The sequence below is a fragment of the Streptomyces lunalinharesii genome (assembly GCF_039532155.1).
GTDB lineage: Bacteria > Actinomycetota > Actinomycetes > Streptomycetales > Streptomycetaceae > Streptomyces > Streptomyces lunalinharesii.
In genome coordinates, this window is the sequence record NZ_BAAARK010000017.1 from 13847 (window position 1) to 36960 (window position 23114).

Annotated in this window: 19 protein-coding genes; 6 read left to right on the forward strand and 13 right to left on the reverse strand. The window is 75.8% G+C overall.

Going from position 1 to position 23114, the window contains the following annotated elements; all coding sequences use genetic code 11:
- The first annotated feature begins 111 nt into the window (after nucleotides 1–111).
- Complete coding sequence (locus tag ABD385_RS23950) at nucleotides 112–1875, forward strand: bifunctional diguanylate cyclase/phosphodiesterase (RefSeq protein ID WP_344579562.1); 1764 nt, start codon at nucleotides 112–114, stop codon at nucleotides 1873–1875.
- Between the two features lie 212 nt (nucleotides 1876–2087).
- Here ABD385_RS23950 and ABD385_RS23955 read toward each other — a convergent pair whose 3' ends face one another.
- The 5 genes from ABD385_RS23955 to ABD385_RS23975 all read right to left on the reverse strand — a co-directional run bounded on the left by ABD385_RS23955 (nucleotide 2088) and on the right by ABD385_RS23975 (nucleotide 7582).
- Entirely contained in the window at nucleotides 2088–2696 is a 609-nt protein-coding gene (locus tag ABD385_RS23955) for a GTP-binding protein (RefSeq protein ID WP_344579564.1), read from the reverse strand.
- Nucleotides 2697–2911: 215 nt separating this feature from the next.
- Nucleotides 2912–3787, reverse strand: a complete 876-nt coding sequence (locus tag ABD385_RS23960) for an alpha/beta fold hydrolase (RefSeq protein WP_344579566.1) — start codon at nucleotides 3785–3787, stop codon at nucleotides 2912–2914.
- Nucleotides 3788–3976: 189 nt separating this feature from the next.
- Nucleotides 3977–4390, reverse strand: coding sequence for a DUF742 domain-containing protein (locus ABD385_RS23965; protein ID WP_344579568.1), 414 nt, complete (start codon nucleotides 4388–4390; stop codon nucleotides 3977–3979).
- 31 nt (nucleotides 4391–4421) lie between these two features.
- A complete protein-coding gene (locus ABD385_RS23970; protein WP_344579569.1) occupies nucleotides 4422–4847 on the reverse strand; it encodes a roadblock/LC7 domain-containing protein in 426 nt (141 codons plus the stop codon).
- Nucleotides 4844–7582 carry a sensor histidine kinase gene (locus tag ABD385_RS23975; protein ID WP_344579571.1) on the reverse strand — a complete coding sequence of 913 codons (2739 nt, stop codon included), beginning with the start codon at nucleotides 7580–7582 and terminating at the stop codon, nucleotides 4844–4846. The genes ABD385_RS23970 and ABD385_RS23975 overlap by 4 nt, the downstream gene beginning before the upstream one ends.
- Nucleotides 7583–7953: 371 nt before the next feature.
- On the opposite strand from ABD385_RS23975, the gene ABD385_RS23980 reads away from it, so the two are divergent.
- On the forward strand, nucleotides 7954–8334 hold the full coding sequence (locus tag ABD385_RS23980) for a hypothetical protein (protein WP_344579573.1): 381 nt from the start codon (nucleotides 7954–7956) through the stop codon (nucleotides 8332–8334).
- A gap of 28 nt (nucleotides 8335–8362) precedes the next feature.
- On the opposite strand, the gene ABD385_RS23985 is transcribed toward ABD385_RS23980, so the two are convergent.
- Nucleotides 8363–8692 (reverse strand): bifunctional 3-phenylpropionate/cinnamic acid dioxygenase ferredoxin subunit, encoded by a 330-nt coding sequence (locus ABD385_RS23985; protein WP_344579575.1) that lies wholly within the window; start codon nucleotides 8690–8692, stop codon nucleotides 8363–8365.
- A gap of 163 nt (nucleotides 8693–8855) precedes the next feature.
- Here ABD385_RS23985 and ABD385_RS23990 point away from each other — a divergent pair, with 163 nt between their 5' ends.
- On the forward strand, nucleotides 8856–9659 hold the full coding sequence (locus ABD385_RS23990; RefSeq protein ID WP_344579577.1) for an IclR family transcriptional regulator: 804 nt from the start codon (nucleotides 8856–8858) through the stop codon (nucleotides 9657–9659).
- Between the two features lie 15 nt (nucleotides 9660–9674).
- On the opposite strand, the gene ABD385_RS23995 is transcribed toward ABD385_RS23990, so the two are convergent.
- The 7 genes from ABD385_RS23995 to ABD385_RS24025 all read right to left on the reverse strand — a co-directional run bounded on the left by ABD385_RS23995 (nucleotide 9675) and on the right by ABD385_RS24025 (nucleotide 20454).
- The gene (locus ABD385_RS23995; RefSeq protein ID WP_344579579.1) at nucleotides 9675–14357 is read right to left on the reverse strand and encodes a coiled-coil domain-containing protein; all 4683 of its coding nucleotides are present in this window, start codon (nucleotides 14355–14357) and stop codon (nucleotides 9675–9677) included.
- Nucleotides 14358–14410: 53 nt separating this feature from the next.
- A complete protein-coding gene (locus ABD385_RS24000; protein WP_344579581.1) occupies nucleotides 14411–15409 on the reverse strand; it encodes a hypothetical protein in 999 nt (332 codons plus the stop codon).
- A 94-nt stretch (nucleotides 15410–15503) separates the two neighbouring features.
- Nucleotides 15504–17042 carry a hypothetical protein gene (locus ABD385_RS24005; protein WP_344579582.1) on the reverse strand — a complete coding sequence of 513 codons (1539 nt, stop codon included), beginning with the start codon at nucleotides 17040–17042 and terminating at the stop codon, nucleotides 15504–15506.
- Nucleotides 17043–17151: 109 nt separating this feature from the next.
- Nucleotides 17152–17814 (reverse strand): pyroglutamyl-peptidase I, encoded by a 663-nt coding sequence (gene pcp, locus ABD385_RS24010; RefSeq protein ID WP_344579583.1) that lies wholly within the window; start codon nucleotides 17812–17814, stop codon nucleotides 17152–17154.
- 56 nt (nucleotides 17815–17870) lie between these two features.
- Nucleotides 17871–18839, reverse strand: coding sequence for a DUF979 domain-containing protein (locus ABD385_RS24015; protein WP_344579585.1), 969 nt, complete (start codon nucleotides 18837–18839; stop codon nucleotides 17871–17873).
- Nucleotides 18836–19546 carry a DUF969 domain-containing protein gene (locus ABD385_RS24020; protein WP_344579587.1) on the reverse strand — a complete coding sequence of 237 codons (711 nt, stop codon included), beginning with the start codon at nucleotides 19544–19546 and terminating at the stop codon, nucleotides 18836–18838. Before ABD385_RS24020 ends, ABD385_RS24015 begins: the two co-directional genes overlap by 4 nt.
- A gap of 164 nt (nucleotides 19547–19710) precedes the next feature.
- Nucleotides 19711–20454 carry a GntR family transcriptional regulator gene (locus ABD385_RS24025; RefSeq protein ID WP_344579589.1) on the reverse strand — a complete coding sequence of 248 codons (744 nt, stop codon included), beginning with the start codon at nucleotides 20452–20454 and terminating at the stop codon, nucleotides 19711–19713.
- A 199-nt stretch (nucleotides 20455–20653) separates the two neighbouring features.
- On the opposite strand from ABD385_RS24025, the gene ABD385_RS24030 reads away from it, so the two are divergent.
- The 3 genes from ABD385_RS24030 to ABD385_RS24040 are packed head-to-tail and all read left to right on the forward strand — an operon-like array spanning nucleotide 20654 to nucleotide 23063.
- Nucleotides 20654–21430 carry a LamB/YcsF family protein gene (locus ABD385_RS24030; protein ID WP_344579591.1) on the forward strand — a complete coding sequence of 259 codons (777 nt, stop codon included), beginning with the start codon at nucleotides 20654–20656 and terminating at the stop codon, nucleotides 21428–21430.
- Entirely contained in the window at nucleotides 21427–22173 is a 747-nt protein-coding gene (gene pxpB, locus ABD385_RS24035) for a 5-oxoprolinase subunit PxpB (RefSeq protein WP_425585460.1), read from the forward strand. The genes ABD385_RS24030 and pxpB overlap by 4 nt, the downstream gene beginning before the upstream one ends.
- The gene (locus ABD385_RS24040; RefSeq protein WP_344579593.1) at nucleotides 22170–23063 is read left to right on the forward strand and encodes a 5-oxoprolinase subunit C family protein; all 894 of its coding nucleotides are present in this window, start codon (nucleotides 22170–22172) and stop codon (nucleotides 23061–23063) included. The genes pxpB and ABD385_RS24040 overlap by 4 nt, the downstream gene beginning before the upstream one ends.
- Nucleotides 23064–23114 lie beyond the last annotated feature (51 nt).

Here is a 23114-nt window from a genome sequence, read left to right on the forward strand (position 1 = left end):
GGTGGCCGCGACGGCCCGGCCGCACCCCGACCGCCGCACGCCCCGGAAGGGTGTGTGAACAGTGCGTGAACGCGGCGGCGGAGGCGCCCGGGGAGCGGCATCCTGCTGCTCGTGCCTGCCTGGACGGACCAGCTCCGCTTCGCTTTCCAGCCCGTGGTGAACCTCGCGACCGGCTCGGTCGCCGCGCTGGAGCCCCTCGTCAGACCCGAGGACGGCGAGGTCGACGTACTGGCCTGCGCGCGTCGGTGTCCCGATCTGGACGCGGAGTTGGCGGCCCTCGCCGTGCAGGCCGCGGCGGAGCAGGAGACGCTGCTGCCGCTGCACGTCAACGTCTTCGCGGGGACGGTGGCCCGGCGCCCGGAGCTGGCGTCCTTGGGGGCGGCGGTGCGGGCCGCGGGCCGGCGGCCGTGGGAGATCACCCTGGACCTGGTGGGGCCGTTCGCCCAGGTTCCGGAGCAGGAGCTGCTGGCCGCGGTGGCGGGGCTGCGGGACGCGGGCTACCGGATCTGCGCCGACGGGGTCGGGGACGGCGATCTGCCGCTGCGGCTGCTGGGTGAACTCGCGCCGGACCTGGTGAAGTTGGACCGTTCGCTGTGCGTGCGGCTGGAGCGCGACCCGGGGCGGCAGGCGGCGGTGGCCGCGATGCGGCAGCTGTGCGAGCGGGTGGGCGGCCTGCTGGCCATCGAGGGGGTGGAGACCGAGCGGCAGTACGCGGCGGTGCGGGAGGCCGGGGTGCAGCTCGCGCAGGGGCACCTGTTCGCGCCGCCGTCGCGGCGGGCGGCGACGGAGGTGTACGTGCCGGCGGCGCTGCCGGCGCCGGTGAGCGGGCGGCGGGTACCGGACCGGGCGCCGTCGGGACCGCCGGTGGCGCAGTTCCTCCAGCCGGCCGCGCTGCTGCCGATGGGCGCGTCGGCGGGGGCGGTGCGCAGCCATCTGACCGGGTTCCCCGAGGTGTCGGGGGTGCTGCTGGTGGACGCCGACGGGGTGCCGGTGCGAGCGATCGACCGGGACCGGTTCCTGCTGTCGCTCTCCGGGCGGTACGGGCACGCGCTGTACGCGGACCGGCCCGCGCTGCGGCTGGCGGACCGGCCGCGGACGGTGGGCGCGGACGCCACCGCCTGGCAGGTGCTGGACATGATCGCCGACGGTGAGCGGGACCGGGCCGGGGACGACGTGGCGGTGGTGGACGAGCACGGCCGCTGCATCGGGGTGGTGCACCTCGCCGACATCCTGCGGGCCCTGGCCGAGAGCCGGGTGGAGGAGGCGGCCCGGCTCAATCCGCTGACCCGGCTGCCGGGGTCGGACGCGGTCAACGGCGAGGTGGACCGGCGGATCGCCGAGGGGCGGGAGATCGCCCTGAGTTGGTTGGACGTCGACGGGTTCAAGCAGGTCAACGACGGTGCCGGCTTCGCGGCGGGGGACGAGCTGATCCGGTCGGTGGGGCGGACGCTGGCGGAGGTGGCGGCGGGCGAACCGGCCAGCCGGGTGGGGCACATCGGCGGCGACGACTTCCTGGTGCTGGCCGAGCCGGACGGGCTGGAGCCGTTCGCCAAGGCGCTGCTGGACGTGGCGTGGTCGGCCGGCGAGCTGCCGGTGACGCTGTCGCTGGCGACGGTGGTCTGTCCCCCCGGCAGCGTCACCGGCCACGGGCCGGCGGCGGCCGCGCTGGCGCCGTTGAAGAAGGCCGCCAAGGAACTGCCGGGGGCGAGCTGGGTGGTGGGGCGGCCGGGGTCGACGCACACCGAGGTACGACGGGGAGCGGCCGCGCGGGTACCGGGCCCGGCGGCGGCGGTGGAGCCCGCGGCGGCCGTGGGGGTGGACGGGGCCGAGGGCCGGGCGGCGACGGGGCGGGAGGGGGCGCGGACCGCCGGCTGACCGCGGCGCACCGCCCGGCAGCGGGGCCGGCCCCGGCTGCCCGCGCCGCTCGCGGAGCCCCGCCCGTGACCTGGCCCCGGCACGCCGCAGGCGTACGGCCCGTGCCCCGGGCGGCGGGGTACGGGCCGTACTTCCGCGCCCTGTCAGGGAAGCGCGGGTCAGGGAAGCGCGGGTCGGGGCGGCGCAGCGTCGGGGCGCTCCCGGGGTGCCGGTCAGGACAGGGCGGGCTCCCGCCGTTGGGCGCCGCGTCGCATCGCGTGTTCGACGACGGCGACCAGCACGTCCCGCGCCGAGTCCTGCGCGCGGGCGTCGCAGAGCACCACCGGGACGGCGGGGTCGAGGTCCAGGGCGTCCTTGACGGCCTCGACGGGGTAGCGGTCGGCGCCGTCGAAACAGTTGACGGCGACGACGAAGGGCAGGCTGCGGCGCTCGAAGTAGTCGACGGCGGCGAAGCTGTCCGCCAGCCGCCGGGTGTCGGCGAGCACGACCGCGCCGAGCGCGCCGCGGGCCAACTCGTCCCACAGGAACCAGAAGCGGTCCTGCCCGGGGGTGCCGAACAGGTACAGGACCAGTCCCTCGTGCACGGTGATCCGGCCGAAGTCCATCGCGACGGTAGTCGTGGACTTGGCCTCGACGCCGTGCAGGTCGTCGACCGGGCGGCCGGCCTCGGTCAGCCGCTCCTCCGTCCGCAGCGGTCGGATCTCGCTGACCGCGCCCACCAGGGTGGTCTTGCCGACGCCGAAACCGCCGGCGACGAGGATCTTGAGTGTCACCGGCTCGACCGGGGCGGACCGGCGGTGGCGCTCAGAACGCCAGACCATGGGATTCCTTCTCGTGGTTGCCGAGGATGCGGGCTGCGGGACGCGCGGGGCAGCGCGAGGTGTCCCCGGGGCCCGTGCAGAGGCGACCACCGACCGCGGTCGCCCCTGCACCGTACAACGTGCGCCGTACGGCGCCCACTTGAGGGCCGTCCGGGCCGGTCCGGCCGCCGGGCAGAGGCCGCCAACCGCCCCAAAAGGACCGCGCGGCGGGGGAATCAGCCCTGCCGGTGGGCGGCGAGGTGGTCGAGGACCTGCGGGGTGACCCGTGCGGGGACCTCCTCGGGCAGCCAGTGGCTGACACCCTCCAGGGCCTCGAAGCGGTAGGGGCCGTCCACCCACTCCCCCGTCGACTCGGCCGCGCCGCGGCCCAGGGCGACGTCCTCGCTGCCCCACAGGAAGAGGGTGGGGACCGCGATCCGCCCGGCGGGCACCGAGATCACCGACTCGGGGGCGCGGTACCAGTTCAGGGTCGCGGTCAGCGCGCCGGGCTCGGTGAGCCGCCGGACGTTGGACTCGACCAGTTCGGCGGGGACCTTGCCGCCGTAGGCGGCGCGCAGGCGGGCCGCGTCGTCGGCGAGCAGCGAGGCTTCGGCGGCGCCGTCCGGGCGGCGGAAGAAGCGGACGTAGTCCAACCGGTGGTGCTGTTCGGCGTCCTCGGCGGCGGCACGGTTGAGCGCCTCGGGGTGCGGCGTGGCGAGCACGGTCAGCGACGCCAGCCGCTCGGGGTGGGCGCCGGCCAGCGCCCAGGCGACCATGCCGCCCCAGTCGTGGGCGACGACGTGGAAGCGGTCGGCGCCCTGGGAGTCGGCGAAGGCGAGGGCGTCGGCGACGAGTTCGGGGACGGCGTAGTCGGCGATCCGCGGCGGGCGGGCGTCCGGGGAGTAGCCGCGCTGGTCGACGGCGAGCGCGCGGTAGCCGGCGGCGCCCAGTGCGGGCAGGACGGCGTGCCAGCAGTCGGCGAACTCGGGCCAGCCGTGCAGCAGCAACACGACCTCGCCGTCGGCCGGCCCGCTGGCCAGCGCGTCGAAGGTGTGCGGACCGGCGGTCAGCCGCAGGCGGGTGACGGGGGCGGGGGCAGGGGCGGCAGCCATGGTGGGGGCTCCTGGGGTCCGGGGTCGGGCACGGTGTGCCGGCCGGTGGGGGGGTGACGGATGATCACCGCAACCGTAGTCGGGCGCCGGGCGCGCTTCTCGCCGGGTGGTGCCGGCCGGGGACGGCCGCCGCCCACCCGGGTCCGGGGCGGGCGGCGGTGCGGTCCGCGGCGGCGTCCGGCCGCGCCGTCACAGCGCGCGCAGGCCGTCGATGACCTCGCGCAGCACCTGCTCGTCCGGCAGCTCCGCCGGCGGCACCGGGCGGGTGACGTGGACCAGCCCGGCGTCCAGCAGATCGCCGATGAGGACCCGGACCACGCCGACCGGCAGGTCGAACTCGGCCGCCAGCTCGGCGACCGACTGGGGCACCTCGCGGCACAGCTCGACGATGTCGACGTGCTCCGGCGAGAGCGTCTGATCCGTGATCGTCCCCTCGGCCCGGCTCTCCGCGACCACCAGCGCGATCAGGTCCAACCGCCCCTCGGCGGCCGTGCGGGTGCGCCCGCGCGTCATCGCGTACGGACGGACGACGGGCCCCGCCTCGTCGTCGAACCAACGGGCCGGATGGCGTTCCGGTGCCGGCCGGCCCTCCTGCTCGGTCATGGCGTCACCGTAGTCGTACTCGGCCGGCCGGTCAGGACCGGGGCGCGGTGCCCAGGTGGGTGCCCACCCGCTTGACGAGCAGGGTCATCTCGTAGGCGACCAGCCCGACGTCGGAGTCGGCGTCGGCGAGGACCGCCAGGCAGCTGCCGTCGCCGGCCGCGCTGACGAAGAGGAACGCGTCGTCCAGCTCGACCAGGGTCTGCCGGACCTGCCCGGCCTCGAAGTGCCGGCCGACGCCCTTGGCGAGGCTGTGGAAGCCGGAGGCCACCGCGGCCAGGTGTTCGCCGTCCTCGCGGGTGAGGTCCTTGGACGCGCCGGTGGCCAGGCCGTCGCTGGAGAGGACCAGTGCCTTGCGGATGCTGCCGACCCGCTCGACCAGCTCGTCCAGGAGCCAGTTCAGCTCCCCGGATCCGTGCGGCGAGGCGGTGGTGGAAGCGGCTGCCTTCGGTGCGGTCATGGACCGTCCTCTCCCGATGTCGTTCGTGGTGCTGTTGCGCCCCCGGCGGCACCGTCTGGGGTGCCCCGGTCCGGGGGTGTGGGGGTGCGGGGGGCCTCGCCGTTCTCCCGGCGGCCGCGCTGCCAGCCGCGCTGGAGCGAGGCCATCCGGGCCCGGACCGCCTCGGCGTCCCGGTCGTCCGCGGCCGGTGCGGCCGGCTGGTCCGCCGGGGGCTCGGCGTCCTGGTCGGTCCTCAGCTGCGGGGCCAGGCTGGCCTGGCGCACCCGGCGGGGCAGGCCGGTGGGGGTGGTGGTCGGGGCGGGGTCGTCGCCGGCCGGGGTGCCGGCGGCGGGGGTGTCCCGGGGGGCGGAGGCGGCGGCCCGCGGTTCCGCGGACGACGGGGGGCGCTCCTTGTCGCGGGGGGCGTCCGGGGTCCGCGCGCCGTCCACGGTCCGGCCGTGGTCGGCGACCAGGACCGGTGTGCGGGGCCGGCGCGGCAGCGGGGCGGGGGTGCCGGTCGGTGCCTGGTCGCCGGCCTGCTGGTGCTGTTCGCCGGACGGGACGGCGGCGGCGCGCACGGCCTTGGGGCCGCCGGTCGCTCCCTTACCGGCCCGGCGGCGCGGCAGGGCCGGGAAGGGGGTCGTCCCGTCGTCGGCGCGGTCCGTCGTGTCCGGCTCGTCCGGCGTCACCGGCGCCTCCAGTTCGACCGGCCCGTCCAGGGCGCCCCGCCGGGTGCGCCGGGGCAGCGGCACCGGGACCTGGGCGAGCGGGTCGAGGGCGGCGGCCGCTGTGCCCTCGGCGGTCTCGGCGTTCTCGACCGTGGTGCCGGCGGCGATCGGGCCGGCGTCGCGGGCGCCCTCGCCGGTGTCGGTGAGGAGCGTGCCGGGGACGAGGACCACGGCGGTGGTGCCGCCGTACGGCGAGGGCTGGAGGGAGACCCGGACGCCCTGGCGCTGGGCGAGCCGGCTGACGACGAAGAGGCCGAGCCGGTCGGTGTCGGACAGCTCGAACTCGGGGGTCTCGGCGAGCCGGAGGTTGGCGTCCAGGAGTTGGTCGGGGGCCATGCCCAGGCCGCGGTCGTGGATCTCCAGGGTGTAGCCGTTGGAGACCCGTTCGCCCAGGACCTGCACGGCGGTGTGCGGCGGGGAGAAGACGGTGGCGTTCTCCAGGAGTTCCGCGACGAGGTGGGTGAGGTCGGAGACCGCGGGGCCGTCCACCGCGAGGCGGGGCAGCCGGCGGACCTCGATGCGTTCGTAGTCCTCGACCTCGGCGACGGCCGCGCGCACCACGTCCATCAGCTGGACCGGCTTGCGCCACTGCCGGGAGGGGGCCGCGCCGGAGAGGATGACCAGGCCCTCGGCGTGCCGCCGCATGCGGGTCGTCATGTGGTCGAGCCGGAACAGGTCGGCGAGTTCGTCGGTGTCCTCGGTGCGCCGCTCCATGGCGTCCAGGAGGGTCAGTTGGCGGTGCAGCAGGACCTGGTTGCGGCGGGCGAGGTTGACGAACACCTCGGAGACGCCGCGGCGCATGTCGGCCTGTTTGACGGCGGCTTCGACGGCGGCCCGCTGGAGGGTGTTGAGCGCCTGCCCGACCTGGCCGGTCTCGTCCGGGCCGAACTCCAGGCGGGGCGCCTCGGTCTCGACGTCGACCCGTTCGCCGGCCGCCAGCCGGCGCATCACGCTCGGCAGTCGGACGCCGGACATCTCGTGGGCGGTCTTGCGCAGTCGGGTCAGGTCCCGCACGTGCCGGCGGCCGATGCGCAGCGAGACGACGACCGAGACCATGAGCGCGACGAAGCCGAGGACGCCGGTGCCGACGGCCTTGACGACGATCCGGGTGGCGATCGGTGCGACCCGCTCCTGATAGCGGTCGCCGGCGTCCCTGCCCAACCGGCCGAGGTCGCCGAGGACCTTCTCCGCTGCGGTGTTCCACCGGTCGGCGTTGACCGCGTGCGCGGCGGTCGACGGGTCGGCGGCGATCACCCGGTCCTCGAAGGAGGTGAGTTCGCGGGCGCCGGCGGAGTGCCAGTAGTCCTCGAAGACGCCGCGGTCGGCGGCGGGCAGCAGCGGCAGGTTGGTGGCGTAGAGGATGCGGCGCTCGGCGATCCGGTCGGAGAGGGCGCGCTGGTCGTGCTTGGTGATGCTGCCGGAGGTGAGGATCGCGGACATCAGGGCGTCCTCGCGGGAGAACGCCTCCCGGGCGCGGGTGATGCCGACCAGCGCCCGGCCCTGCTTGTCCATCTCGACGTTCTCCAGGGCGTGGAGGGCGGCGAGCAGGTCGTAGCCGGGGTCGACCAGGGCGTTGTAGGACTCCATGGCCTCCTCGCGGCCGAGCTGGTTGTCCTCGACCTGGGTGCGCAGGTCCTCCAGTCCGTCCAGGCCCTTGACCAGCTCGTCGAGCCGGCCGACGGCCGAACCGGCCAGGTCGGCGCGGACGTCCGGGGTGTCCACGTCGTCGTGCAGCCGGGCCACGGCGTCGTCGGTGGCCCGGGTCTGGTGGTGGAGTTCGCTGAGCGCGTTGGCACCGCGGCGGTCGGCGAGGTAGAGCAGGCTCTGGCGGCGTTCGCGCTGGACGGCCTGGAGGGTGTCCTCGACGGGGTAGCCGAGGTTGCGGACCACGGCGCCGACGTCGAGGAGTTGGTTGGCCTCCCGGCCGGTGACGTACGTCGTGATCGTCCACATCAGCGTCAGGGACACCAGCGGCACGAGCAGCAGCGCCACGATCTTCCGGCGGACCGACCTCCCGCGAAAGCGCATGGCCTCCCCTACGTCAACCCCGCGCGTCCGGGGGGTGGTGTTCCGTCAACAGCGGCGTGAGCCTACTACTGTCGGGCGACCGATCCGTAGGCCCGGCACGGCAGCGGGGCACGTCGGCGGGACGGGATCGTCACGAGATGTCCGGCGATGCCCGGACGGCCGGCCGTCGAGTGTGGCTATGGCCACCCGGGGCGCGCGGTCGGTGCTGTCCCGCCCGGGTGCTTCCGCGCACCCCGGTGCGTGGTGGCTGAGGGGGACGTCGAGTGGACAGCGGGCCGGTCCGTGTGGCATGTATCCGGTGAAACCCGGGCAGCCACCGAGGAGTCGGGCGGCGGGGAAGGGTCCGGGGAGAGTGCGGGGAGTGTGACGCTATGCAGCGCGACGGGCGTCCTTTGTGGCAGGTGGAACCGGCGAGCCGGCGCCGGATGGCCGATCCGGTGCGCACCGCGGCGGTGCGGGCCGTGATCATCGTGGCGGTCACCCTGATCCAGGCCATGGTGGCCTTCCTGTGCACGCTCGCGAGGTCCTGGTTCGCGTTCCCGGCGGTCCTGTGCACGGTCGCCAGCACCATCGTGGCGACCTGGGGCGTACTGGACGTGTGGGTGACCCGGCAGGTCTGGGTGCAGCGGCACGGGGTGCGGTCGGAGCCGAGCAGCACCGCCCGGCAGTTGCGCCGGGAGCGCCGCCGGGCCCGTCGGCAGGGGCGCCGGCCGTCGCAGGAGCCGTCGCGGACGGACCGCGCCGCGGCGTGACGGGACGGCGCCCCGATCGGGTCGGCGGTCAGGCCACCGCCCCTTCGCGCACGGCGGGCCGCACGTGGACCGTGCCGTCCAGCACCCCGACCTCGTGGGTGCGCACCGGGCGGCGGGCGGGCAGGCAGGTCGGCGCTCCGGTGCGCAGGTCGAACAGGGCGGCGTGCAGCGGGCATTCGACGAAGCAGCCCTCGACCCAGCCCTCGGAGAGCGAGGCGTCCTGGTGGCTACAGGTGTCGTCGACGGCGTAGAGCCCGTCCTCGGTGTGGAAGACGGCGATGGCGGGTGTGGTGTCGTCGATCCGGATCCGGACGGATGCGCCGACCGGCAGGTCCTCGATGTGGCAGACGGGAAACATCTGGCCCCCCTCGCGCTGATCGGTATCATGGCGTTGTGAATTGCGCATCGCATCTCGCGATGCGCAACAGAATCCAAGTCGGGGAGCGCCCGCGTCAAGGGCCTTCCGCAGAGCGGCCCCACGACGTGCCCGTCGGGGGCGACGGGGTGGTGAGGCGAGCGTCATGACGAAGACGACGGACGCGGCGGACGGACGCGCCGAGGACAGACGCGGGACCAGCTCCGTGCAGTCGGTGGACCGCGCGGTGAGCGTGTTGGAGAGCCTGGCCCGGCTGGGCGAGGCCGGGGTCACCGAACTCGCCGACGAGTTGGGCGTCCACAAGTCGACCGCCTTCCGGATCCTGGGCGTCCTGGAGAACCGCGGCCTGGTCGAGCAGGAGAAGGAGCGCGGCAAGTACTTCCTGGGCGCCGGGGTGCTGCGGCTGGCCGGCGCCGCGGCGATCCGGCTGGACATCTCCCAGGAGGGCCAACCGCTCTGCCGGGCGCTGGCCGACGAGACCGGGGAGACCGCCAACATCGCGGTGCTGGACGGCGACGCCGCGGTCAACATCATGCAGGCCCGGGGCTCCGCCGCGGTGACCGCCCACAACTGGCTGGGCCGGCGCACCCCGCTGCACGCCACCGCCAGCGGCAAGGTCCTGTTGGCCCACCTGCCGCCAGAGCGCCGCGAGGCGTTGCTGGGCCGCCCGTTGGCGCGGTTCACCGACGCCACGCTGACCGCCGCGGCCGCCGTGCGGGAGCAGCTGGCGGCCGCCCACGAGGACGGGTTCGCCTGCACCACCGAGGAGTTCGAGACCGGACTGAACGCCGTCGCGGCACCCGTCCGCTCCTACGACGGGACGGTCATCGGGGCGCTCGGCGTCTCCGGGCCCGCCTACCGGATGGCCCCCGAACGCCTCCCGGAGCTGGCGAAGGCGGCGGTGCAGGCCGCCGCCGAACTCTCCCGCCGCATGGGGTACGGCGGCTGAGCCCGGGCGGGGCGCTCAGCCGGTGGCCGGCCGAGCCGGTGCCGGCTCCTCCGGGCGGCGGTACATCCGCGTCGCGGTGATCTGCCCGTGCACCGCCTCGCCGGACGGGTCCGGCTGCGGCAGGCCCGGCCGCAGGTGCTCCTCGACACTGATGTACTTCAGGCCGGCCCGCAGGTCCGCGTCGTTGCGCAGGCGGATCACCAGCGGGAACTCCGCGAGCGCCGTGGTGTCGAACAGGCCGGTGGTGTAGAGCAGTTGGACGCCCAGGGCGTCGGCGACGGCGCGCTGGAGCTCCAGCAGGTAGGTGGCGTTGGCGCGGCCGATCGGGTTGTCGAGGAACAGCGTGCCGGCGTGCCGCTGCTTGTCCCGGCCCCGGTCGTTGCTGCGCAGCGCCGCCATCGTGCAGTACAGGGCGATGGCGGCGGTCAGCAGCTGGCCGCCGGAGAACACGTCGCCCATCTGCCCCACCGGGACCCGCTCGGCGCGCAGCACCGCGTCCGGCTTGAGGATCTCCACCGCCACCCCGCGCGGCTGGAGCGCGGCCTGCACCCCGCGCAGCAGCAGGGACATCCCGTCCCGGCGCAGATCGCTGTTCTTCTTCACCGCCGCACGGGTCGCCTCGTCGATGACCTCGCCCAACCGCTCGGTGAGGGTGGCCTGGTCGGGGTCCTCGAACCGGATCCGCAGGAACTCCTGCCCCGACCACTCCCCCAGCCCCTCGGGCAGTCGGGACAGCCGCTGGGCGGAGCGCAGCGTGGTCAGCGACGACTCCACCAGGCCGCGCAGCCGGTCGACGATGGAGCCGCGGTTCCGCTCCAGCTGGGCGAGTTCGTCGGTGAGCACCCGGAGGCGGGGCGCGAACGCCTCCGCCCACTTGGCGGCGTGGTCCGGCAGCGCCGCGGCGGGCAGCTCCCGGATCTGCTGGCGGGCGGGGGTGCGCACCTGCTCGTAGCGGGTGGAGTTGGCGTGCCGGACGAGGACGTCACACGCCTCGCGGACCGCGGCCTCGGCGGCGGAGAGGTCGGCGGCGCAGCCGCGCAACGAGCGCCGGGACTCCGCTGCGGCCTGCCGGGCCGCGGCCAGGCCGTCGCCGTACGGCTCGACCGACGCCTCCTCGCCCTCCTCGGCGTCCTGGTGGTCCCGCAGCAGGTCGCGCAGGAGGGCCGCCGTCTCGTCGAAGCCGCCGGCCGCGTCCTCGGCGCCGCGGTGCGTGCGGAGCAGTTCCTCGTGCTCGGTGCGGGCGGCCGCCAACGCCTCGGTGGCGGTGCCGAGTTCGCCGTTGGCGGTGCGCAGCAGCTCCTTGGCCCGGTCGGCGTCGGCCGGCACCAGGTCCTCGGGCAGCTCGGTGTGGGCCGCGCCGTCGGTCGGCGCCAGCCGCTCCGCCTCGCCGCGCAGCCGGCCCAGCTGCTCGCTGGCGGCCGAGGCGCGGGTCTCCAGCATCTGCACCAGCGATTCGGCGCGGCCGGCGGCGGCCTGACGGGACGGGCCGTCGGCGGCGTCCGGGCTCTGCAGCAGCTGCTCCGCGCGGATGCGGACCTTGTTGGTGAGGCGGTTCAGCTCGGCCAGCGCGGCGGACTCGTCGCCCTCGGCGCGGGCCTGCTCGGCGCGCAGGTCGGCGCCGACGCCGACCTTCTCGTAGAGCTGGGACGCGGCGCGGTACGCCTCGCGGAGCGCGGGCAGCGAGGTGCTCGACTCCTCGGGGGCCTCGCCCAGGTCGTCGGGGACGCCGGCGATCTCGGCGCGCTCGGCGCGCAGCGCGCGGGTGGTGCGGCGGGCGTCGTCGGCGGCCCGCTGGGCGGCCCGGCGGTCCTCGTCGGCGGCCCGGGCCCGGTCCACGCACTCCTCGGCGCGGGCCTCGAACTCCACGGCCTCGTCGGCGAGTTCCCGCATCCGGGACTGCCAGCCGGCGCGCTCGCGCAACCGGTGGGCGAGGCCGGCGAGCAGGTCGGCGGCGCGCCGGGCGCGCTGGGCGACCTCTTGGCGCTCGTCGCGCACCCGGGTGGCCTCGGCGGCGACCTCGTCGGCCTCGGCGCGGCCCACGCGGGCCTCGGTCAGCTCCGCGGCGGCCTGATCGGCCGCGGTCCGGGCGCGGGTTGCGGCCTCGGCGAGTTCGCCGAGCCACCCGGCCGGGCAGCCGGCCCGCCAGGAGCCCAGGCGGGCGGCGAGCGCCCGGTCCCCGGCGAGGCGGGCGGCCAGCGTCCGGATCTCCTCGTCGCGCTCGGCGGCGCGGGTGCGCAGCGCGCGGCGCTCCTCGTCGGCGGCGGACTCGTCGTGCATGGCCGGGTTCGGCGGCACGAGGAAGACGCCGGAGACGCTGCTGTCCTGGGCGTCGGGGGCCGGCGTGGGGGCCAACAGGGCGGCGGCGGTGCCCACCGCGACGGCGGACCGCGGCAGCAGCGCGGCCTGCGCGAGCACCTCGCGGGCCCGGGCGTGGGTGGCCGGGTCGGTGATGATCACGCCGTCGACGAGTTCGGGGCGGGCGGCCAGCACCCGGGTGTGGTCGGCCGGGTCGACGGACTGGGCGAGGTAGCGCCAGCCGGGCAGGGCGGGGACGCCGTGCTCGCCCAGGTACTCCACCGCGGCCAGCACGTCGGGGCCCGGCGGCAGCAGTCCGCCGTCGCCCAGCGCGCCCAGGATCCGGGCGTCGTCGGCGGCGGCCGTGCGCAGGTCGAACAGCTGCCGCTCGGCGGCGGCGACGCCCCCCTCCAGCAGCTCGTGCAGGGCGTCGGCGCTGCGGTCCAGTTCCTCGGCGGTGAGCGGACCGGCGGCGCGGCGCGGGGCGGCGGATGCGGTGCCGTCGGCCGTACGGGGGCCGGGCAGGGCGATCGCCGACGCCTCGGGCAGGCCGAGGAGTTCGGTGAGGCGCTGCTCGGCGCCGATCGACTCGGCGGCCCGCCGCTCGGCGTCGTGGGCCCGCTCGGCGGCCTCGGCGGCGTCCGCGGCGCGGGCCGCGGCGAGTTCGGCGGCGGAGTGCCGGGCGGCGGTCTCGCGGGCCCGGTCGGTGGCCTGCCGGGCGGCGTCGCGGGCCGCGTCCCACGCCGCGACGGCGGTCTTCTCGGCGTCGGAGGCGGCGAGCGCGGCGCGGGCCGGGTCGGCGTCGGGGTCAGCGCCCTGGGCGGCATCGAGCCAGCCGGCCCGCACCGCCTCCGCGGTCTCCTCGGCGACCTCGGTGAGCCGCTGCTTGAGGTGGTCGGACTCGCTGCGGGCGCGCTGGGCGTGGGTGGCGGCGCCGGTGGCGTCGCGGTGCGCGGACTCGCCGACCTCCTGGAGGGCGGCGGAGCGCTCCTCCTCCTCGTTGGCGAGCCGTTCGCCGGCCTCGGCGGCGCCGTGCAGGGCGCGCACCAGGTCGGCGGCGGCGGTGGCGCGGGCGGCGAGTGCCGGGGCGGCGTCCCGCTCGGCCTCCCGGATGGCGGCGGCGACCCGGGCCGAGCGGTCGGCGGCGGCGCGGTGCCGCAGCGCGGTCTCGGCGGCCTGCCAGGCGCTGTGCAGGGTCCGGGCGTCGTTCAGCTCCCGGCGCTGGGCGGCGGCCCCCTTCTCCGCGGCGGCCAGTGCCAACGAGGCGTGCCGGTAGGCGAGTTCGGCGGAGACCAGGGCGCGGCGCTCGCGGCCGCGTTCGGCGTCGGTGCCCCGGTGCGCGGCGGCGGCGACCGCCTCGGCCAGTTCGGCGGCCCGGCCGCGCTCCTCGGTGCCGCGGGCGTGCAGGCGTTGGGCCAGGGCGCGGGTGCGGCGTTCGGCGCCGGCGTGCACCTCGCGGGCCCGTTCGCGCGTCTCGGCGGACTCGGCGATCTTGGAGAGCAGGTCCAGCGAGCCGGCGGTGAAGTCGCGTTCGGCGGTGAGTTCGGCGCGCCGGCCGAGCTTGTGGGCGAAACCGTGGACGAGGTCGGCGAGGCCGTCGGTGTCCCGGGTGTCGGTGACGGCGCGCAGCAGCAGGTCGGTGAAGTCGGAGTCGTTCTTGACCGCGAACAGGCCGGCCGCCTCACCCTCGTCGGCGTTCATCTCGCGCTGGTAGCGGAAGAGTTCGGGGTCCAGGCCGAGGTCTCCGAGGAGTTCGTTCCAGCGCTCGTGGACCTCCTCCCAGACCACGTCGAGGTTGGGGTAGTTCTTGCCGGCGTCGGTGAGCGCGTCGCGGAAGCCCTTCATGGTGCGGCGGCGGCCCTGCGCGCCGGAGCCCCGCTCGCCGTCTTCGGTCCGGGGGCGGACGAGGGTGGCCTCGGCGACCGGGAGGGAGTCCAGGCTCATCCCGGGGCCGGGCCGGAAGCTGTACCACGCCTCGGCGAACTTGCGGGGGTCGTTGGAGACCTGGCGCCCGCGCCATTCGCTGACCTTGCCGACCACGACGGACTCGCCGGTGACGACGTGCTGCCATTCCAGGGCGACGTGGCCGCAGTCGTCGGCGAGCAGGAACTTGCGCAGCACGCCGGAGCTGGCGCCGCCGAGGGTGTTGCGGTGGCCCGGCAGCATCACCGAGAAGATCAGCTTGAGCAGGACGGACTTCCCGCCGCCGTTCTCCAGGAAGAGCACGCCGGCCGGGGCCGGGCGGCGCGGCGGGCCGACCGGTTCGTCCTCGAAGAAGTCCGCCTGGGCGGGGGCCGGCTGCGGCACCGGCGCGCCGACCCCGCGCAGGTCCAGCACGGTGTCGGCGTAGCGCGCACCGGCCGGCCCGATGGAGTAGAGGCGGACCCGGGACAGCTCGTACATGGCGGACTCTCGTTGGTGTGTGGGTGGTCGGGGCGGGTGGGGCGCCGGGGGCGTCAGTCGGAGTGGAAGGGCAGGCCGGCCTCGGCCACCAGGTCGAGGTCGTCACTCTCCTCGCCGGGCAGCAGCGAGGCGGTGCCGTCGGAGACCGGGACGATGCCCAGCTCCAGCAGTTCGGCCATGGCGGCGGTGCCGGCCATGTCGCGGACCTGGAGTTGGTAGCGGGCGGTGGTGCGGTAGGCGCCGCCGGCGTCGTCGCCGGTGCGCTGGAGGAAGCCGGAGTCGACGAGGAAGGTGACGGCCTTGGCGATGATGCCGGTGGTCGAGCCGGCCAGTCGCCGGGCGTCCTTGGTGGCGCCGGTGGCGCTGCGGCGGGCGTAGACCCGCCAGGCGGACTCCAGGCCGGGGGCCTCGGTGACCGGGTCGGTGTTCTCGCCGTCCTGCGCGGCGCGCTCCTCCAGGCGACGGCACGCCTGCCGGACGAAGGCGTCGACGCCGTTGACGGTGATCCGGCCGATGTAGCCGTCGTCGGCGAGGTCCTCGGGGCGGGGGAAGGACATGGCGGCGACGGCCAGGTGGGCCAGGCCGTGCAGGAAGCGGTCGGCGGAGTCGGCGGCGGCGCGGCGGGCGTAGTCGCCCATCCGGACCGCGAAGACGGAGTCCTCGGTGGCGGTGACGGCCATTCCGGCGCGGGTGGAGACCTCCAGGACGACCAGTCCGAGGCCGCTGGCGACGGCGTCGGCGAGCCGGGCGAAGGCGGGCTCGTCGCGGTAGCGGCGCAGCAGTTCGGCGTATTCCGCGTCCCGGGCCGGCAGCAGCTTGGGCTGGAGGCCGAAGGCGACCAGCCGGGCGGCGTCGGCCGGGGTGAGCGACGGGGTGCGGCCCTGGTCCGGCGCCTCCCCGCGGTCGAACGGGGTCGGGAGGGCGGCGGCCGGGGGCTCGGTGAACGGGTGGCCGGGGGCCGTCCCGGGGGCGTCGGCGGTGCTCCGGGCCGCTGCGCCGGTCCCGGGCGCCGGGTCGGGCGCGGGCACCTCGTCGGCGTCGTACTGGGTCACGGGCGGAGCTCCTTGTGGGGGACGGTCGGGGGTATCTCGTGGCGCGGCGGGGTCGGTCCGGCCGGTATCCGGCGGTGGTGGTGCGCGGCGGGCATCAGGCCCCCTCCGAACGGTCGGCGGCCATCCCGACCGCGTCCAGCAGGGCGGTGCCGACGATGAGGTCGGCGCCGCCGAACTCGGGGTCGACCAGCTCGGTGCCGTCGTCCACGGCGAAGAGCAGCTGCTGCTCGCCCTGGCGGTAGGCGGTGCCGACCGGGGGGCTGGCCGCGTGCACCGCCAACAGGGCGACCAGGTACGGGAGTTCGGGGTCGCTGCGGCGGGCCTCGGCGAGCAGGCCGGAGAGCCGGCGGGGCGCGTCGGAGGGCAGGTCGAGCAGGGCCGTCGCGGCGTCGAGCTGGGCCTCGCTGAAGCGGCTGTCGTCGGGCGTGGCCACCAGGTCGGGCTCGGGCATCTCGGCGCCCAGGTGCTCGCGCTCCACGGGCGGGGTGAGCAGCACCTCGACGAGGTCGCCGACCCGGACCGCGGCGGGGGTGCGCAGGCCCGTGCCGCGGGCGAAGAAGGCGTCGGTGACCCGGCTGGCCTGCTCGACGGGCAGCGGCAGCAGGGGCACGACGAGCTGGCCGTACAGGTCGAGGCCGGTGCGGGCGGCGGGCGCGGCGAACGCCTGGCGGTCCTGCTCGGCGCGGAAGAGCGGGCCGGCCTCCAGCAGGCGGGACTGGAGCTGGGTGTGGCGGCGGATGCAGTCCTTGACGATGTCGACCAGTTCGGCGGCGCGCCGCTTGTGCTCGCTGGTCCGCGCGTCGACGGCCTCGGCCTCGTCGCGGGCCTTGCGGATGTTGGTGAGGATGGCGTTCTCGTGGCGGTAGCGGTCCGCGACGTGGTCCAGGGCCTCGTTGATCATGTCGGGGACGGTGCGCAGCCAGTCGACCGACCGGACGTTGCGCCGGGTGGCCTCCAGGGTCTTGCGGAGGGTCTCGGCGTACTGGACGGTGCGGTAGCGGGCCTGCTCGGCGGCGAGCTGGGCGTCCGCGAGCCGGCCGCGGCTGATCAGCACCTCCAGCTTGACCTCGGCGGCGATCTGGGCGCTGGTGACGTCGGTGTCGAGGGCGCCGACGAGGACGTTGACCGCCTCGTCGGTGGCGCGGAGGTAGACGGCGCCGCCGGCGCCGGGGACCTCTTCGACGAGCTTGAAGTCGTAGTCGCGGCGGACGTACGCGCCGTCGGTCGAGAAGGTGCCGTACACGGCCCGGAAGCCGCGGTCGACGCTGCCGACGTTGATGAGGTTCTCCAGCACCCAGCGGGCCACCCGCTCGTGCTCGGACGAGGGGCGGTCCGGGGCCTGGGCGGCGATCCGCGGCAGGACCTTGGCGACTATCTCCTCGTGGTCGGCGCCGGTGTCGAAGTCCATGTTGAGCGTGACCAGGTCGATGACGGACAGCGCCACCTCCGCCATCGCGTAGACCCCGTACTCGCCCGCGAGGTTGGCCTTGCGCGCGTCGAGGTCGTGCAGCGGCGCGGTGCACGCCAGCGCGCGCAGCCGGCGGGCCAGTCCTTCGTCGGCGGCCGGGCCCGGCGCGGGCCGGCTGTGGCCGTTGAGCTGGGGCGCAGCGGCCCCCGGGGCGGAAAAAGTCACGTCGCACAGAGTAGGCGCTGGCACGGACAACGGACGAAACGGCGCGGATCCACTCATGGGCGGACCCGCGGGCCGGCCGACCGATCATTTTACCGGCGGCGCCGACGGGTCAGTGCGTGGCCCCCTCCGCGACCTTGAGGTCGGTGCGCGTGCGGGCCGCGGCGACGACGATCGCGCGCAGCGCGGTGGCCATCGCGTCGACCGGCAGCGACGGCCGGGCGCGGTCGGTGACCTGCTCGGGCGCGTACGGGACGTGCACGAACCCGCCGCGCACGTGCGGGAGTTCGGTGGCGATGAGGTGGGCGAGCCCGTAGAAGACGTGGTTGCAGACGAAGGTTCCGGCGGTGTTGGAGACCGAGGCCGGCAGGCCGGCGGCGCGGACGGCGGCCACGCACGCCTTGATGGGGAGGGTGGCGAAGTACGCGGCGGGCCCGCCCGGCACGATCGGCTCGTCGACGGGTTCGGCGCCCGCGGTGTCGGGGATGCGGGCGTCGTCGACGTTGACGGCGACCCGTTCCACGGTGACGTCGGGGCGGCCGCCGGCCTGTCCGACGCACACCACGAGATCGGGGGAGGTCTCGGCGATCGCGGTGCGCAGCGCGGTCAGCGAGGCGCCGTAGACGCAGGGCAGTTCCACGGTGTGCACCGCGAACCCGTCGAGCGGGGTGCCGGCGGCGGTGCGCACCGCCTGCCAGGAGGGGTTGGTGGTTTCGCCGTCGAACGGCTCGAAGCCGGTGAGCAGGACGCGGGTCGGCTCGGTGGTGGGGTGCATGCGGCCTCTTTCAAGGTGGTGCGGAGGGCGGGGCGGTGCGCCGGCGGCCGGGCCGGTCAGAACGCGAACAACGCCATGATCACGACGTTGCAGCCCAGCAGGATGCCGGCGGTCGGCAACTGCGCCTTGATCGGACCGTACTGGTCCTTCAGTTCCAGCAGCGCCGCCGGGACGATGTTGAAGTTGGCGGCCATCGGGGTCACCAGCGTCCCGCAGAAGCCGGCGAGCATGCCGAGGGCCAGGACGGCGGCCGGGTTGCCGTGGAAGTGCCCGATGAGGACGGGCCAGCCGACCGCGGCGGTCATCACGGGGAAGGCGGCGAAGGCGTTGCCCATGACGAGCGTGAAGGCGAACATGCCCGCGCAGTAGACGACCACGGCTACGTAGAGGGAGTCCTCGGGCAGTACGGCGGCGGCGAGCTTGCCGACCTGACCGCCGACGCCGGAGACCTGGAAGATGGCGCCGAGCGTGGCGAGCATCTGCGGCAGCAGCATCGCCCAGCCCATCGCCTCCAGCATGGTGCGGCCGGCCTGGACCGGCACCGAGGGGCGCTTCTCGCGCAGCATCACCATGCCGACGACGAGCGCGGCGACCGCGCCGATGCCCAGGCCCAGGATGGTCTCGCTGCCCTCCTGGAGGACCGGCCGGCCCCCGACCGTGAGGTGTTTGACGCCGATGGCGCAGGCCATCGCGACGACCGGGATCGTCAGGGCCGGGACGAAGAGCTTGTTGCCCAGCCGGGCGGCGCTCGCGGTGCGCTCCTCGGGGGTGGTGGTGCGCGGGGTGCCGCGCCCGGTGAAGCCGAAGCCGGCCAGCACGGCCATGACGAGCACGGCGACGCCGAGCGGTTCGGCCGGCGCCTGCTTGGTGACCACCCAGCTGCTGTAGACGAACCCGGCGCCGATCAGGCCCCAGAAGGCGCCGGTGCCGAAGCGCTTGGGGTTGCTGCGGTCGGTGACCATCTGGGCGGCCATCACCAGGAAGCTGAGGCCGACGAGCCAGTAGAACCACTCTGCCTTGATCATCGGGTGGTCTCCGCTGCGGTGGTGGGGTGGGCGTTGGCGGTGAGCAGCTCCCGCTCCAACTGGCGGTCCAGGCGCAGCAGCCGCCAGCCGTGGACGACGAAGGCGCACAGCGCGGTGGGGATCGCCCACAGCGCCAGGTGCAGCGGTTCGAGGTGCGTCCCGTAGGTGGTGTTGACGAAGCCGGTGATCAGCAGGATCGAGCCGACGGCCAGGAAGACGTCCTCGCCGAAGAAGAGACCGATGTTGTCCGCGCCGGCCGCGAACGAGCGGATCCGCTCGCGGGTGCGGGCCGGCAGCGGGCCGTAGCGGCGCTCGGCGGCGCCCTCCGCCATCGGGACGGCGAGCGGGCGGACGGTCTGCGCGTGCCCGAAGACGTTGGTCAGTCCGACGGCCGCGCCGATCTGCCGCAACCCCAGGTAGAGGGCGAGGAAGCGCCCGGTGGTGAGCCGGCCGAAGCGGGCGATGAGGGAGCGGGCCTGTTCCTGGAGGCCGTAGCGCTCCAGGAGGCCGATGACCGGGAGGGTGATGGCGAAGATGGTCACCGCCCGGCTTCCCGCGAAACCCTCGCCGAAGGCGGCCAGCACCTTCGTGGGCGAGAGACCGCCGAGGAGGCCGGTGACGATGCCGGCCACCGCGACGACCAGCAGGGGGTTGCGTTTCGTGGCGAAGCCGATGACGACCACGAGCACGCCGAGGAGCACGATCATGGATCAGCCTTCCGCGTACGGGTTCCCCAACGGATGCGGGCCACGGATCGACGGGCCGCAGGCATCTGGGGAGCGATGAGGGGTTGCTCGGGAGATTGCTGCGGAGGCTATGCGATTGTTCAACGATCCGACAAGGGGTCGGCGACGACGAGACGGAAGTGCGCCTACCGCTCGGCGATGCGCTGGGCGTACGCCGCCGACAACTGGCCGCGCGAGTCCTCCAGGTAGGCGCGCAGCAACCGCTCGGCCGCGACCGCGTCCCCGGCCACCAGCGCTTCCGCGATCTGCCGGTTGCGGACCAGGTAGGGCGAGTGGAAGCGCTGCGGGTCGTCCATCACGTGGAAGACCAGCCGGAGTTCGGCCAGCACCCCGCGCATCAGCTCGTCCGTGCGCGGGCTGCCGACGAGCGCGACGACGGCCTGGTGGAAGCGGAGGTTGGCGGTCGAGAGCTCGTCCCAGACCCGGTCCGCCGCGGCCTCCTCACCGGCCCGCACCGCCGCCTCGATCGCCGCCACCGACGCGGCGGTGGCCGGGTCGTACGGGCCCTGGCCCAGTCCGCGCACCGCGGCGCACTCCACCAGCATCCGCACTCGGAAGATGTCGTCGAGGTCCTCGACGGTCACCATCCGCACGAACACCCCCCGATTCAGCCGGTGCTCCAGCAGCCGTTCGTGGGTGAGCAGCCGGAACGACTCGCGCAGGGTGTTGCGGGAGACGCCCAGCGCACCGCCGATGCTCTCCTCGGACAGCCGCGCACCGGGCGAGAAGTAGCCCTCGGTGATCCGGTCCCGCAGGATGTCGGCGACCCGTTCGGCCGTGCTGGCGCGGCCGAGCAGGGCGCGGTCCCGTTCCAGTCCGGCGACCTCGGCGAGCCGCCGCCGGTCGTCCTTCGCCACTCCGCCCGCCATGCCGCCGCCCGTCCCGTCCCGTTCGGGCCGGCCGAGGCGGCCCGCCCACTGCGATGTCAGCCGAAGTCAATCCCAGATGAGGGGACGGGACAACACACCTCTTGTCGGATCGTTGAACGATCTGTACGTTGACTTCCGCTCCGGCACCGCCGCAGCCCCCCGCATCCGCACTGCACCTCCGCACCCGGAACGGACATCCATGAGCGACCCGGCCGCCCTTCCCCCCATCGACCTCAACGCCGACCTCGGGGAAGGGTTCGGCCGCTGGCACCTCACCGACGACGAGGCCCTGCTCTCCGTCGTCACCAGCGCCAACGTCGCCTGCGGCTTCCACGCCGGCGACCCGTCCACGATGCGTCGGGTCTGTGCGCTGGCCGCCGAGCGCGGGGTGGTGATCGGCGCCCAGGTCTCCTACCGCGACCTGGCCGGCTTCGGACGCCGTGCGATGGACCTGCCGCCCGACGAACTGGCCGACGAAGTCACCTACCAGATCGGCGCGTTGGAGGTCTTCGCCCGCGCCGCCGGCGCCCGCGTCGGCTACGTCAAGCCGCACGGGGCGCTCTACAACCGCTGCGTCGACGACGTCGAGCAGGCCGCCGCGGTGGTCGCCGGGGTCCGCGCCGCGGGCGGCCGGCTGCCGGTCCTCGGCCTGCCCGGCTCCCAGCTGCACCGGGCCGCCGCCCAGGCCGGCCTCCCGGTCGTCGGCGAGGCGTTCGCGGACCGCGCCTACACCGACCGGGGCACCCTGGTCCCGCGCCGGGAGGCCGGCGCGGTCGTGCACGACCCCGACGCGGTGGTCAAGCGCGCCGTGGGCCTGGCCCGGGACCGTGCGGTCACCTCCCGCGACGGCACCCGGATCACGGTCGCCGCGCGCTCGCTGTGCCTGCACGGCGACACCCCGGGCGCCGCGGAGCTGGCGCGGCGGGTGCGGGCCGAGCTGACCGCGGCCGGCGTCCCCGTCCGGAGCTTCGCGTGACGGGCGGCGCGGCGGGTGCGGCAGCCGACGAGGCGGGGCGGCCGCCCCTGACGACGCTGCCGGTCGGCGACCACGGGTTGCTGATCGAGCTGACCCGCGCGACGGACGTCGAGGCCCTGCACGCCGAGGTGCTGCGCCGGGCCGCCGACGGCACCCTGCCGGCGGTGCGCGAGGTGGTGCCGGCCGCCCGGACCGTCTTCCTCGACGGCCTGGCCGACCCCCGGGCGCTCGCCGCGGAGCTGGCCGACTGGCGTATCCCGCCGCTCACCGGCGGCGACCGCCCGGCCGTGGAGATCTCGGTGCACTACGACGGGCCCGACCTGGCCGAGGTCGCCGCACTGTGGGGCGTCACCCCCGACGAGGTGGTCCGGCTGCACTCCGGCGCCCGCTTCCGGGTCGCCTTCTGCGGGTTCGCGCCCGGCTTCGGCTACCTGACGGGGCTTCCGGAACGCCTGCACGTGCCGCGCCGGGCGACCCCGCGCACCCGGGTCCCGGTCGGCTCGGTCGGACTGGCCGGCCCGTACACCGGGGTCTATCCGCGCTCCTCCCCCGGCGGCTGGCAGTTGATCGGCCGCACCGACGCCGTCCTGTGGGACCCGCGGCGCGCACCCGCGGCGCTGCTGGCCCCCGGCACGCCCGTCCGCTTCGTCCCCGCGGACGCGCCCGTACCGGCCCCGCGCGCTCCCCGGGCCGGCGCCACAGCGGCCCGCCCCGACCGCACCACCGAGGAGCCCGCCCGATGACCGACCGCGCCCTCTCGGTGGTCCGGGCCGGTGCGCTCACCACCGTCCAGGACCTCGGCCGGCCCGGCCACGCCCACCTCGGGGTGCCGCGCTCCGGCGCCCTGGACGGGCCGGCGCACCGGCTCGCCAACCGTCTGGTGGGCAACCCCGCCTCGGCGGCCACCTTGGAGACCACCCTCACCGGCTGCGCGGTCCGCCCGCGCACCGCCACCACCGTCGCGGTCACCGGCGCCGCGTGCCCGGTGACCGTCGACGGCCGCCCCGCCCCGTGGGGCGCGCCGGTGCGCGTCCCGGCCGGTGCCGTGCTGGAGGTCGGCGCGGCCACCCACGGAGTCCGCTGCCACCTCGCCGTCGCCGGCGGCATCGCCGTCGAGCCGGTGCTCGGCAGCCGCGCCACCGACCTGCTCTCCGGACTGGGCACGGACCCGCTCGCGGACGGCACGGTGCTCCCGCTGGGCGCCCCGTACGGCCCGCCGGCCGCCGCCGACGCGGTCCCGCTCGCCGGGGCGGCGGCCGAGCTGGTGCTGCCGTTCCTGCCCGGGCCGCGCGACGCCTGGTTCACCGCCGACGGGCTGCGCACCCTGGCCACCGGCCGGTTCCGGGTCTCCGCGGCGTCCAACCGGATCGGGCTGCGCACCGAGGGGCCCGCCCTGGAACGCGCCCGGGACGGCGAACTCCCCAGCGAGGGCATGCCGTTGGGCGCCCTCCAGGTCCCGCCGAACGGCCTGCCGGTGCTGTTCCTGCACGACCATCCCACCACCGGTGGCTACCCGGTCGTCGGCGTGGTCCCGGAACGCTTCCTGGCCGCGGCGGCCCAGGCGGTGCCGGGCACGCCGACCCGGTTCGTGCGGATCGGCCGGCGGTCGGGCCGGGCGGCGCACCCCGGTTGAGGCCGATGCGCCCCGGGTGCCCCCGACGCCCGAAGTGCGCTCCGCACGCCG